The following is a 239-nucleotide window of genomic DNA, read 5'->3' as shown; positions in this document are numbered from 1 at the left end:
GTCGCTGCCGCATGACGTCCGTCTGCCCCGGCTGCTCGCCTTCACCCGCACCAAGGGCGCGCCGCGTCTGGTCGGCGGGTGCGACATTCATCTGGACGAGAAAGGCGTGCCGGAACTGGGATATTGGATCGCCCGCTCCTATTGGGGGCTTGGCTTTGCCACCGAAGCCGCGCGCGCCGTGATGAACATGGCGCGGGCGAGCGGTGTTAGCGGCATCCGCGCCAGCCATTTCGTCGACA

At 67.4% G+C, this 239-nt stretch carries 1 protein-coding gene; it reads left to right on the top strand.

Annotation, left to right across the window (positions count from 1 at the left end; all coding sequences use genetic code 11):
* Nucleotides 1-239 (top strand): GNAT family N-acetyltransferase (locus VJI93_RS09235; RefSeq protein WP_324009393.1); only part of this gene is annotated, 239 nt, incomplete at both ends.

Source organism: Parvimonas sp. M20, assembly GCF_035282425.1.
GTDB lineage: Bacteria > Bacillota > Clostridia > Tissierellales > Peptoniphilaceae > Parvimonas.
This window is presented reverse-complemented; position numbering and strand designations above follow the sequence as displayed.